Source organism: Motilimonas cestriensis (assembly GCF_021295315.1).
GTDB lineage: Bacteria > Pseudomonadota > Gammaproteobacteria > Enterobacterales > CBDFNC01 > Motilimonas > Motilimonas cestriensis.
In genome coordinates this window covers 25,074-37,846 of sequence record NZ_JAIMJA010000009.1, presented here as the reverse complement: position 1 = coordinate 37,846, position 12,773 = coordinate 25,074, and the positions used below count along the sequence as shown (strand labels likewise).

The following is a 12,773-nucleotide window of genomic DNA, read 5'->3' as shown; positions in this document are numbered from 1 at the left end:
ATTATTGCTCTGATTTAATTAGGGATAAAAATTGTTCGGCTGTAACAGGAGGGCTATAAAGGTATCCTTGCGCGGTAGGGCACCCTAACTTAATCAGTGCTCTGCGCTGGTCTCGAGTTTCAACACCTTCAGCAACAAGGTGTAGCCCCATTGATTGGCCTAAGCTAATGATAGTCTTGACAATTTCATAGTCATGTTTATTACTTAACATATCTTTAATAAATGACATGTCTATTTTCATGATATCGACATTGTATGTTTTAAGATAAGAAAGGCTTGAGTAGCCAGTGCCGAAATCGTCGATTGAAATACTTATCCCTAAGCTTTTGAGTTTATCCAACTTTTTTTTGGTGAGCTGAGGGTCAATCATCAAGGCGGTTTCAGTAATTTCTAATTCCAACATAAAAGAAGGTAAGCCATATTCTGACAACGCTTTTTGTACATGTTGTTCGAGCTCTGGCGAGTTAAACTGTGCTGCAGCAACGTTAACCGAGATTGGAATATTTGCGCCATTATAAAGTAATCTTTTCGCTTCGCTACAGGCTTTGTAAAGTACCTGCTCACCTAGTTCAAGAATCAACCCAGACTCTTCCGCCAGAGGGATAAATTGAGCGGGTGAAATGATTTCACCATCTTCTCCTTGTAGCCTTGCTAACGCTTCGGCGCCAACAATACGTTCACTGACTAAATCGTATTTAGGTTGATAATAAACCAGTATATTATTGTCTTTTAAAGCCGCTCTAAGGGTCTTTTCTTGTTGGTGACGCTGCAGCAGGGCAGCCTCAAGGTCATCAGAAAAAAAGCTATATCTGTTACGCCCTTCTTGTTTTGCTCGATACATGGCAACATCGGCATGGCGCATCAGCTGTTCTGTATCTTCGGCATCATCAGGAAAGATACTGACCCCAACACTGACTGAAACGCTGTAAAACTGCTCGGCGAGTTTAAACTGTTCATGCATGTTTTCCACTATCTTATCGGCAAGTCCAGAGATTGATTCGTGTGAGTTAATTCCGGTCATTAAAATGACAAACTCGTCCCCACCTAAACGAGCTAAGGTATAGGACTCAGGGAGTAAGGCCTTAAGCCGTTTGGCCATTAGACAAATGAGCTCATCGCCAAAATGATGACCAAGAGAATCATTTAAATATTTGAAATGATCGATGTCGATTAACAGCAAACCGACTTTTTCATTGGTAGCAAAAGCCGCCGAGCAAGCAACTGATAAACGATCCTGTAACAAAATTCGATTAGGCAAGTTGGTAAGCTGATCATGATTTGCTAAGTGGCTCATTTTTGACGCCATTGCCATCGCGGTTGCAATCGCTTCGCTGACATCATGGAAGACCATGATCGCGCCAATTACTTCGCCATCTAGGTTTCTAATCGGAGCGGCTGAATCATCAACAGCAATAGTGGCTCCACTTCTTGCTACTAACTCACAGTTTAGCGCCATGGTTAAAATGCGCTGCTCTTTTAATGCTAAATATAAAGGGTTTATTAAAGGGCGCTTCGTATTGGCATCTTGCAGTGGCATGATGCTGTCGATTTTCTGATTATTTGCCTCACAAAAACGCCAACCTGTAAGACGTTCAGCGATCGGGTTCATAAATGTAATACAGCCTTGTTCATCTGTGGCTATAACAGCATCACCGATTGAGTTTAACGTGATCCTTAGCCGTTCTTTCTCCGAATAAAGCGCTATTTTGGCTTCTTTTTCTTCGGATACATCAATAAGAGTGACTAAATAACGGCCTGTATTCCCTGTTTGTTGGAAAGGGGATTGGAATACTTGATAGTGTCTGGTACGGCCATTAACTTTTGCTTCGACAATGAAATTAACCTCATCATTGTTGGTGGCTTGGCTTTGAATCGCTTGACATAGCTCGTGAGGAAGGATGGTTGTCATTCCTATATTATCTTCAGGTTTGTGCGGTACGCCAAACCAAGTACCCAGGTAGTCATTACTAAACAAATTTCGCCAATCCACATCCCAATAAGTGATTAACACTGGTACTTGTTTAACCATTTTTTGTAGTTGCTCACGCCCTTGTGCAATAAGTTTTGTTTGGTAGTGTAACTTTAGGTGGTTTTGCACCCTTAGTTTGCAGATTTTTGGATTGAAAGGCTTATTGATAAAATCGATACCGCCTAGCTCGAGCGATAGCTTCTCAAACTCTTGTTCATCATGTCCGGTAATAAAGATAATTGGAATTTCTGCATACCTCACATCATTCTTCAGGTATTCACACATTGCCCACCCATCCATCTCTGGCATCACGATATCGAGTAAAATAATATCTGGTAGTAAGTTAGGTAACCGTTCGATGGCTTCTTTAGCTGATTCTGCGAAAAATAGTTGCCCACAACCATGGAGAATGTCTTTTAGCATCAGTACATTACTAAGTGTGTCGTCAATAACGAGTATTTTGCTATCGCTCAAGTCTGGATGATTTAGGAACAAGGTGCCCTCCTTACCGACGTTTTCATCTGTTGTAATTGATAAATAAAAAATTCTAATTTGATTTTTTTATAGTAGGACACTAACTTTGTAAATGAATAGTATTTGAAAAAAAAATTAGTTTTCAGTGTCTTTAGTCCCGACTGTTTCAACGTTATCAGACTAACTTAATCACAGCCAACAGGGGCAGTAGATATAAATGAAGAGCAAATTGACTTGGCGTTTTTCAACTCCCGTTGTCATTTTTTTAGCCGGAATAATATTTACTTTTAACATATACAATAGGATAGAAGAGACAAATAAGCGGGCGATTGAACTAGCGGTTGACGCTAAGCTTAGTCAAGTCAATATTAATGTCGTTAGTGCTATTAACCTTTACTATGACGGGCTGCGTGGATTACTCGCAGCGATAGAGGCTACAGGCTTAGAAAATTTTAGTTATCAAAGTCAACTTCGTTATTCGCTTAGTCGAAATTATGAAGTTGAGTTTCCTGGTAGTCTCGGCTTTGGCGTAATCAAAAAGGTGGCTCAGAAAAATTTAGCTACTTTTTTAACATCGGCTGAGCAGGACCGACAGGGGCCTTTCACGCTAAAACAGTTAGATGAACCAACAGATCCGTTGTTTATTATTCAATATATTGAGCCAGAAATGAATAATGCTGGTGCCGTAGGGTTGGATATTGGCTCTGAGCGGCAACGGCGAGAAGCAGCCCTTCAAGCGGCCGCTTCAAGATCTGCACAACTTACCGCGCCAATCACCTTAGTGCAGGAAAACCAAAAAATAGGGCATGGTTTTTTGCTTCTTTACCCTATCTATCGAGGAGCTTCAGCGCAGCCATTTGAAGAGTTATTTGGCTGGGTATATACACCTTTGTTGATCGGCGACATTCTTGATTCCCTCACATTAGGTGAAGGTGTTGATATACACATCACGGATGTTACTTCTCAGAAACCCATTCATTTTTATAGCTCTGTCTCTGATAAAAATACTTATTTTAATGCTTTTAAGTCTTCACAAATTGTCAGTGTTTTTGGTCGGCAATGGTCTATTAGTTTGCTGCCAGACCCTTTATTTATAGACAGCTTAGCGCTTGAAAATCCAAACGTAGTTTTTTGGCAGAGCATGGCAGTCACGTTTTTGCTAACGTTATTGGCTTTCTTTTTACTCAACTATATTTATCAACGACTGCTTGAAATGCGACAAAAAGCTGAGTTGGCAACGGTGGTTAATAATGCGACCGATGGTATTGTTGGAGTGGATAAGCATTTTGCCATCGCTCATTGGAATAACACAGCGGGTAATTTATTTGGCTTTACGAAACAAAATGCGCAGCAAAAACCTTTAGCCAATTGGCTTTCAATCTGTTTGCCCTCGGCACAGTTGATCAACATGTTTAAGCAAGTCGCAAATGGCGAAGTGATAAGGCAGGTTGAGATCAAATACAAATCGGATTTTTTTCCTGAAGAACGCTTATTGTCAATTAATTTTGCACCGATTATTGAAAGACATGGATTTATCGGTGCAACGGTAGGAATTCATGACGTTACAGAATTGAAGGGATTGCAAAAAGAATTAATTACAACTAATCAAAAGCTTGAAAATAATTCCTCAACATTCACCGCAGAGCGTGAACGGCGACTGATGTTTGAACACAGCATTATAAACAACATTCAGGCAGCAGTAATTGCTTGCGATAAATCAGGAAAAATTCTATTTGTTAATAACATGGCCACATCTTTATTTGGTTACAGTGCTGATGAAGTAACGGATAGGCAAAACATATTAACATTACTCGATCCAGCAAGTCTTAACCTAGAAAGTAAGAGCCAACAACTACCGGATAATTTTATGGTGTTGATGGCACGGCAATCATCTTCCACTAATCAAGTTGTTATTGATTGTTACTGTAAAATCAATTCTGGTGAACGTCTTCCACTACAATTGGTCGTTGCGCCAATAATTGTTAATGAAGAGGTACAAGGGTTTGTTTTCTCCACTAGTAATTTAAGTGAATCACGTTCAGTTAAGCGAAAATTAACCTTGGCTGAAACTGCGGTTGAAAACTCTCATGATGTTCTGCTTTGGCTCAGCATAGATGGCAATATATTTGACTATAACCCTTATGCGAATGTGGCTTTGGGGGTTAAAGGGACACCGTTAAAGCAATTTAATATTAGAGACTTTATTATCAGCAAAGAGCCTGAGCAGTGGGAGGTGATTTGTGATCGTATTATGACTGAGCAGCGGCTCACTTTTGAAGCTAATTACCGCACTTTAGATAATGTGTCTGTGCCAATGCTTGTATCTGGTTGTGTCATCGATGTTAATCAAGAGCCTTGTATTTATCTTGCAGCGAAAAATATATCAGAGCGGCTCGAAAAACAAAAGTTGATTGAGCTCGCTTTTGAAAAGGCGGATTTAGCTAATAAAGTAAAGACGGAATTTATTGCTAATATGAGCCATGAACTGCGAACGCCTTTAAACGCAGTTAGTGGCTATTTACAATTGCTCGAACAGTCACAATTAGATGATATTCAGCGTAAGTATGTCGTTGATGGTCAATTATCCGTGTCTGTCTTAACTCAAATAGTCGAAGATATTTTAGACGTGACTAATTTAGAAAGAAATGGTATTGAACTGGACCAGGAGGATTTTGAGCTTGATGATGTCCTCAGTGAAGTAGGGGCTCAACTGAGTGTAATGGTTGGGTCTAAGCCTGTCGAAATACATTTTAATGTTGCCGCTAATGTTCCATATTTTCTTTACGGCGATCGTAATAAGTTAACGCGAATTTTAATTAATATTGCTGGTAATGCCGTCAAATTTACATTCCAAGGAGAGATCGTACTCAGTATTAGTCGTGAAACATTAGAACAAACTAACGATATTAGGCTCAATGTGGCTATAAAGGACACTGGTATAGGGATTAAGCCCGAACAGTTGACACAGATTTTCAATGTATTTACCCAAGCGGATAACTCTAACACACGTATGTACGGCGGCTTGGGTATTGGGCTCACTATATCAAGTCAATATGTTAAGCTGATGCAGGGCAATATACAGGTTGAAAGTCAGGTCGGGGAGGGGTCTGAATTTACCTTTGATGTGCAACTAAAACCTGCTCAAGCGATAGAGTGCCGTCAATTTCAAAAAAGGTTTGATCATCCGATAAATGTACTGATTGTTGATGACAATCGAACCAGTCTTAACATCTTAGAAAGTATGATCAAACACTTAGGTTGGCGAAGTACCGCAAAAGCAACGGCTAGTGAGGCGTTAGCTTTGCTGCAAACCGCTTTAAATGAACAGCAGCAGTTTGATTTAGCGCTAATTGATTGGCAGATGCCAACGATGGATGGCTGGGAGTTAGCAAAAGCAATTAAACAGAGCTCACCAAATGGAAAAATGCCTTTGCTTATCATGGTGACAGCGCATAGCCAGCAAATGATGGCTGAGCAATATGAACATCATCCTAATTTACTAAATGGGTTTTTGACCAAGCCTGTCACACGAACTCAAATGGTGGATGCCTTTTTAGACGCAGCAACCGCTTCTCAGCATTCTGCACTTAAAGGTAGCAGTAAACCGAAGAATGGTTCGTTGCTAAATCAACGTATTTTGATTGTGGAAGATAATCCAACAAACCAACAAATTGTTACTGGGTTGCTAGAAAGTCAGGGGGCGAATACAACGGTTGTTGGAGGAGGTCAGCAGGCGCTGAAAGTTCTCACCAATAGTATACTGCCCTTTAATGTAGTGTTAATGGATATTCAAATGCCGGGAATAGATGGCTATGAAACGACGCGCCGGATCAGAGCGATAGATAAGTTCAAGACACTGCCAATCATTGCCATGACTGCTAATGTGATGGCAGCTGATAAAGCAAAGTGTTTAGCGGTTGGAATGAATGGACATATAGGTAAGCCATTTAGTTTAGTAGAACTAGTGCAACAGATATTAACCATTGCTGATAATGATAAACCAGCCCATAAATTGGTAACGGGTCACACAAACGAAGTAATCCAGTTAAATGATGATGTCGTTGCATACTGTCATAAAGAAAGCATCGATATTAATGATGCTTTAGAGCGATTTAATTATTTGGGTAGCGTTTATTTACGTTCATTAAGCCTATTCTACTCCGACTTACAGAATGATCTAGAACAAATAGCTAGTCCAGAAAAGCAGCCAGAAGAGCTAAGGGCCTTGTTCCATACCCTGAAGAGCAGCGCGAGCTCATTAGGTTTCAAACCTCTGGCTAACTTAGCAAAATTGGCAGAGCAGGCGTTAAAAGAGACATCTGAAATAAGCAAAGACACGTATAAGGAACAAGAAATCATAGCAGCAATGGAAAGGGGACTTCTGCAAATTAAGGCGTTAAGTATAAAGTTAGCCTTTTTTGACGAGGAGAAAATCGAAACCATCGCTAGCGAAGCCGAGTTTTTACCTATTTTTGATCGTTTAGTGGTAGAGGTAAACACCTTTAATATGCATGCCATTGATACGTATCAAGAAATATCAATACAACTAAAGTCATTATCACCTGATTTAGCAGATAAATTAATTAATACATTAAATGTACTAAAGTTTAAAGAAGCAGCCGCAATTCTCAAACAATTTGAACAATTAACTCGAACCGGTGAAAACAATGCCACTTAGTCAATTGAATGACAATGCTGAGCTTGATCTTAGTCAATCTAAGATTCTTGTTGTTGATGATCAGCCAATAAACATTCAGACGATTTATAATATTCTGTCTGAAGAATACGTGGTGCTTGCTGCTACTTCCGGTGAAGAAGCGATAGAAGTGTTAAAAGACAACTTGCCGGATCTGATTTTGTTAGATGTATTTTTACCTAATAAGGCGCGAAATGAATTGTGTCAGTGTGTCAAACAGCGCTTAGAGTTAGGTAATATTCCAATCATCTTTGTTATATCAATGCACCAACCAGAAGAGGAAGATGCTTGTTGGCAAGGTGGTGGTATTGATTTTATTACTAAACCCATCAGTCCGTTAACATTGAAAAACCGTGTAAAATCACACCTAACCTTAAAATTTCAAACCGACATGTTACAAAAATTGGTTTTTATTGATGGATTAACAGGGGTATTTAATCGTCGTTATTTTGATATCCATTTAAATAAGCAGGAAAATAAATCGATACGATGTCGCAATGACACGGCTATTTTGATGATAGATATTGATTATTTTAAGCTATTTAATGATCACTATAGCCATATCAAAGGCGATGAAGCTCTTAAAACTGTTGCTGAGTTAATCCGTTCCGCCCTATTACGGCCACTTGATTTTGTCTGCCGTTACGGCGGAGAAGAATTTGTGGTTGTTTTGCCTGACACCAACATTTTTGGTGCTCTAAAGGTAGCCGAGCGGATCCGAAAAAGTATTTATAACAAGAAAATCGTTCATGTTTGTTCGCCTCACCATTTTGTAACTGTTAGCATTGGCGCATCTACATTTCTCGAAAGCATTGATGAAAAGCATCACCCAGTAGAAGAGGCTGACCGTTATTTGTATGAAGCAAAAAAGGCTGGGCGGAATCAGGTCTATTGCCCAGTAGAACATTTTTATAAAACGTCCAGAAAGCAAGATGAAACAAATACAATCAAATCTATATAAAGCAATAAATATCCTGTTTCTCATCAGAGCTAGCGACAATTTAACAGTGTTTTACCAAACATAATTTTTCAGAGGTCTTTACCCGAGCAACCTAATTTGGCATTAATCCTGAAATATGCTTTATCATTGAAAGCGAAACTTTCTGAAAAACAGGATTTATGTTATCGCAATGGGCTAAAACAAAATTGAAGTAACATGACTGTAATATTTTGTAATCATTGGGTCATAGGTAATTGATATCATCCTAGCTCCGAAACAAGTCCTCTCTATTACAGAGAGACGAAAAACATATACATTTTTAGCTCATCACAAACTGTACAGAGTAGTTATAACAATGACTCAGGAAAATAGGTCTATAAGCGTTTTTACATTAGTTGTCATTGGTTTATTGTCTGCCGCTTTGTTTAGCTTGACGTTTGTCATTAATTACAGCATTGCACTCGGTAGTGGAAGTTGGGTATGGACTGCCGTACTTCGCTATTTATTCACTATTATCATTTTGTTTATGGTTATTTTGGTAACAAAAAGCTGGCAGTACCTGTTCCACTTACTCACTTTATTAAGGGAGCATTTGGGTTTTTGGGTGATTATGGGTACTTTTTCATGTGGTTTTTTCTATGCTGGAATTTCATTCTCCTCTGAATACTTACGAGGGTGGGCCGTCGCGGCGACTTTTCAGCTTACAATAATATTTTCACCATTTATTTTATTGTTTATGGGATATCGATTCCCGATTTGGATCCTGCCTTTTTCCGTTATTGTTTTAGGTGGAGCTGTTTTAATCAACTGGCCAGTTGAATTTTCTGGCTTTACTATGGAAATGCTTACGTTTGGTGTTTTTCCAATAATCGTTTCAGCTATTGCTTACCCATTTGGTAATCAATTGGTAAATGCCGCTAAAAATGGCAGTTTTTCCTACATTCCAACTATCCGTTCGCCTATCTTAGATAATGCATTTTCTTCAGTTCTACTCATGTGCATTGGCTCTATACCATTTTGGGTCGATCTACTGTTATATGTACAACCAAGTGCACCCAGTGATGAGCAATATTTGAGCACCTTTATCGTTGCTTTGTTCTCAGGTGTACTGGCGACCTCATTATTTATTTATGCACGAAACCTCACTTCTGACCCGCTTAAAATTGTTGCTGTTGATAGTACACAATCAGCAGAAGTTCTTTTTGCATTGATGTTAGAGCTGTTGTTCGTTAATCACCATTTACCATCGATAAATCAAATAGCTGGGTTAATCATGCTGTTGATTGGCTTACTAGGTATAGCATTTCGGTGGGACAATCTTGCTCTTAGGTATTTTCATCAATGATGAGTGTCGTGATCAGTAGCATTCATTTAAGCCTGTTAACGAAAGCCGCCATTAAATAGTCCAAATTAATGGTATTAGGCAGAATGTATGTGGAAAATGAAAATGTGCTTGGATAGGGGCTAATTCTGCGGGCGCTTTACTTGCCTACAGCCAAATATAGAATATATTTGTTTAGGTATGTGTAGGGAAAGTAAAAATCGTAACGGGGACTAAAATGCTTGCGGAAGCTGGGTTTTAACCAACGACCTTCGCTGAGTTTATAAGAGTTGAGCCGACGAGCTTTTTTCTTATTCACTTTGACGAAATTGGTTGCGGGAGCCGGATTTGAACCAACGACCTTCGGGTTATGAGCCCGACGAGCTACCAGACTGCTCCATCCCGCGACTGGATTTCTAACACTTTTACACATTTATCTTAAAAATTGGTTGCGGGAGCCGGATTTGAACCAACGACCTTCGGGTTATGAGCCCGACGAGCTACCAGACTGCTCCATCCCGCGACTAAATTTGTATTGTTCCTTAGATTGGTTGCGGGAGCTGGATTTTAACCAACGACCTTTGCTGAGTTTATAAGAGCTGAGCCCGACGAGCTTTTTTCTTATTCACTTTTACCAAATTGGTTGCGGGAGCTGGATTTGAACCAACGACCTTCGGGTTATGAGCCCGACGAGCTACCAGACTGCTCCATCCCGCGTCCGTCTAAGTGCGGCGAATACTATAGAGATGAATGGCGTTATGCAAGGGGAAAACGTAATTTTATTACTGTTTGACCATTTGTTAATCAATGCGGTGGGGAAGTGGGCATTTTGCTGTTATTTAAACCAGATCACACTCTTTGGTTATCTATTGTTAATTGGTTGAGGACATTAGAGAAGGTGAGAGAAATTCTCCCTTGTATAGCAATTCACATTTGTTTATGCGTAAAACTCCCGCTTACGTTATAATGCAGCACTTATTTATCAGAGTGCCCAGCGGCATTCTGCAGTGGTATCTTTAACCTCGGAAAATTTAATGTCAACTAGCACTATATATGAATACTTTGTTACCACAGCCCAAGGCCTTGAGTCTTTGGTTGAAGAAGAATTGCAATCCTTTGGTATAGAAGGGGCAAAAGCGGTTCGCTCAGGTGTGAGCTTTTCCGGTAGCTTAGAACAAGGCTATAAAGTGTGTTTGTGGTCGCGATTTGCTTCGCGCGTACTGATGCGTTTGAACGAATTTAAAGTCAATGATGTGATGGACCTGTATCTAGGTTGTAGTTACATCCCATGGGAAGACACGTTTGCGGTTGATAAAACCTTCGCCATTGATTTTTCTGGCACTAACGATGAAATTCGCAATACACAGTTTGGTGCGCTTAAAGTAAAAGATGCCATTGTTGACCGTTTCCGTAAAAAATTGGATCAGCGTCCTAATGTTGAGCGCTCTGATGCGCAGGTGCGTATTAATGTGCGCTTGTTTAAAGACAAAGCTCATGTTTATTTAGATATGGCGGGCAGCCCACTGCATCATCGTGGTTATAAAACTGAAACCGGTGCTGCGCCGTTAAAAGAAAACTTAGCCGCCGCGATTGTGAAACGCAGTGGTTGGCAACTGGACCAAGCGTTAGTTGATCCCATGTGTGGCTCGGGCACCATTATCATAGAAGCGGCATTAATGGCGACCAATCGTGCACCGGGTTTGTTGCGCACCGGCTATGCTTTTGAACATTGGTCTGGTCATGATGCAGAGCTATGGCAGAGTATGTTAGCGCAAGCCAGCGTGATGAATAAGCGTAATGAAAATAAATGTGACACCCGCTTTTTCGCGTCAGATAAAAGCCGCCGTTTAATCGAGATTGCTCGTGGTAATGCGCAGCGTGCGGGTGTGGCCGACTTGATCACCTTCAGCGTTAAAGATGCAACCGAGTTTGGTAATCCGCTCGATGGCCAAACCGGGATGATTATTACGAACCCGCCTTATGGTGAGCGTATGGGTGACATGAGCGGCGCCATTGATTTGTACTCAAAACTGGGTAATCAGTTTAAAAAAGCATTCCCAGGTTGGCAATGTTCGTTGTTCTCAACCGACACTGAATTATTAAGTTGTATTGGTCTGCGCGCGAGTAAAACCTATAAGTTGTTCAATGGCCCGTTAGAGTGTGTGCTGAAAAACTACCAAATCAGTGACCGCGGTTTAAGCAGTGATAAGCCTGCTATCTACTCGGAAGACTTTGCCAACCGCTTAAAGAAAAACTTACAGCAGCGCAACAAGTGGGCGAAACGTGAGGGCATTGAATGTTATCGCGTTTACGATGCCGACTTGCCTGAGTACAATGTGGCGATTGATGTGTATGCCGATAATGTGGTGATCCAAGAATATGCGGCGCCCAAGAAAATTGACCCTGCGAAAGCGCGCCGACGTGTGCTTGATATCGTCGCGACAGCGCGTTACGTGATGCAAATTCCTGAGAATAAGCTGTTTCTCAAAGTACGTGAAGTTCAAAAAGGCAAAAGCCAATATCAGGCCTTAACGAAAAGACAAACACTGCTTAATGTCGTTGAAAACGGTGCCATGTTTGAAGTTAACTTGAGCGATTACTTAGACACAGGGTTGTTTCTCGATCATCGTCCAATGCGTAAACGTTTAGGTGAAATGGCTAAAGGTAAGCATTTCTTAAACTTATTCTGCTACACCGCTAGCGCATCAGTGCATGCGGCCCTTGGCGGCGCTGCATCTACTACCAGTGTCGATATGTCGAACACGTATCTTGATTGGGGTAAACGAAACTTTGCCTTAAACAAAATCAAAGGTGCGCATCAATTTGAACAGGCTGATGTATTGAAATGGTTGGATGAATGTAAGCATCAATATGATTTGATCTTTCTAGACCCGCCGACATTTTCAAACTCAAAACGCATGGACGGTACGTTTGATGTGCAACGTGATCATGTTGCCTTATTGACCAATGCCAGTAAAAATCTTACTGACGGTGGTGTATTGGTTTTTTCTAATAACAAACGTGGCTTTAAATTAGATGAAACAGGCGTGAAGGAAGCTGGTTTTTCAATTGAAGATGTTAGTAAGGCATCGATTCCTGAAGACTTCAAGCGTAACGACAAAATTCATCAGTGTTGGATCTTAACAAAATGTTAGGGGTCACACTGTATTCAGCTGATGGCTGCCATTTATGTGAGTTAGCCAAAGCTATTTTAGACGATTTAGCGGTGACGTATACCGTCATCGATATTGCACTTGATGATGAATTAGTCGAACGCTTCGGCGTGCGCATTCCCGTTTTAGTGAAAGACTCAAGTGACAATGATTTAGGCTGGCCGTTTGATGCGGCTGCCGTAACCTTATTTTTGGAATAA

6 protein-coding genes and 3 tRNA genes are annotated in these 12,773 nt (G+C 40.5%); 5 read left to right on the top strand and 4 right to left on the bottom strand.

The features are described 5' to 3' along the window. Position 1: 1 nt before the first annotated feature. Positions 2–2,464: an EAL domain-containing protein gene (locus tag K6Y31_RS10355; protein WP_233052706.1), complete on the bottom strand. Its 2,463-nt coding sequence runs from the start codon at positions 2,462–2,464 to the stop codon at positions 2–4. 208 nt (positions 2,465–2,672) lie between these two features. Between K6Y31_RS10355 and K6Y31_RS10350 the strand changes: the two genes are divergently transcribed. The 3 genes from K6Y31_RS10350 to K6Y31_RS10340 all read left to right on the top strand — a co-directional run bounded on the left by K6Y31_RS10350 (position 2,673) and on the right by K6Y31_RS10340 (position 9,424). Continuing rightward, entirely contained in the window at positions 2,673–7,121 is a 4,449-nt protein-coding gene (locus tag K6Y31_RS10350; protein ID WP_233052705.1) for a PAS domain-containing hybrid sensor histidine kinase/response regulator, read from the top strand. Continuing rightward, complete coding sequence (locus K6Y31_RS10345) at positions 7,111–8,100, top strand: diguanylate cyclase (RefSeq protein ID WP_233052704.1); 990 nt, start codon at positions 7,111–7,113, stop codon at positions 8,098–8,100. The genes K6Y31_RS10350 and K6Y31_RS10345 overlap by 11 nt, the downstream gene beginning before the upstream one ends. 334 nt (positions 8,101–8,434) lie before the next feature. Continuing rightward, positions 8,435–9,424 carry a multidrug resistance efflux transporter family protein gene (locus K6Y31_RS10340; RefSeq protein WP_233052703.1) on the top strand — a complete coding sequence of 330 codons (990 nt, stop codon included), beginning with the start codon at positions 8,435–8,437 and terminating at the stop codon, positions 9,422–9,424. A gap of 306 nt (positions 9,425–9,730) precedes the next feature. On the opposite strand, the gene K6Y31_RS10335 is transcribed toward K6Y31_RS10340, so the two are convergent. The 3 genes from K6Y31_RS10335 to K6Y31_RS10325 all read right to left on the bottom strand — a co-directional run bounded on the left by K6Y31_RS10335 (position 9,731) and on the right by K6Y31_RS10325 (position 10,117). Further along, positions 9,731–9,807 (bottom strand) — tRNA-Met (locus K6Y31_RS10335). 39 nt (positions 9,808–9,846) lie between these two features. Continuing rightward, positions 9,847–9,923: transfer RNA gene (locus K6Y31_RS10330), tRNA-Met, on the bottom strand. Between the two features lie 117 nt (positions 9,924–10,040). Further along, positions 10,041–10,117: transfer RNA gene (locus tag K6Y31_RS10325), tRNA-Met, on the bottom strand. Positions 10,118–10,434: 317 nt separating this feature from the next. On the opposite strand from K6Y31_RS10325, the gene rlmKL reads away from it, so the two are divergent. Both rlmKL and K6Y31_RS10315 read left to right on the top strand, forming a co-directional pair. Next, positions 10,435–12,555, top strand: a complete 2,121-nt coding sequence (rlmKL, locus tag K6Y31_RS10320; RefSeq protein WP_251080816.1) for a bifunctional 23S rRNA (guanine(2069)-N(7))-methyltransferase RlmK/23S rRNA (guanine(2445)-N(2))-methyltransferase RlmL — start codon at positions 10,435–10,437, stop codon at positions 12,553–12,555. Beyond that, complete coding sequence (locus tag K6Y31_RS10315; RefSeq protein WP_233052702.1) at positions 12,549–12,773, top strand: glutaredoxin family protein; 225 nt, start codon at positions 12,549–12,551, stop codon at positions 12,771–12,773. Before rlmKL ends, K6Y31_RS10315 begins: the two co-directional genes overlap by 7 nt.

What these genes read in the sequence shown, in the direction of transcription:
- K6Y31_RS10345 (WP_233052704.1), top strand. Translation starts at nt 7,111, where the DNA reads ATGCCACTTAGTCAATTGAATGACAATGCTGAGCTTGATCTTAGTCAA.
- K6Y31_RS10340 (WP_233052703.1), top strand. Translation starts at nt 8,435, where the DNA reads ATGACTCAGGAAAATAGGTCTATAAGCGTTTTTACATTAGTTGTCATT.
- K6Y31_RS10315 (WP_233052702.1), top strand. Translation starts at nt 12,549, where the DNA reads ATGTTAGGGGTCACACTGTATTCAGCTGATGGCTGCCATTTATGTGAG.
- rlmKL (WP_251080816.1), top strand. Translation starts at nt 10,435, where the DNA reads ATGTCAACTAGCACTATATATGAATACTTTGTTACCACAGCCCAAGGC.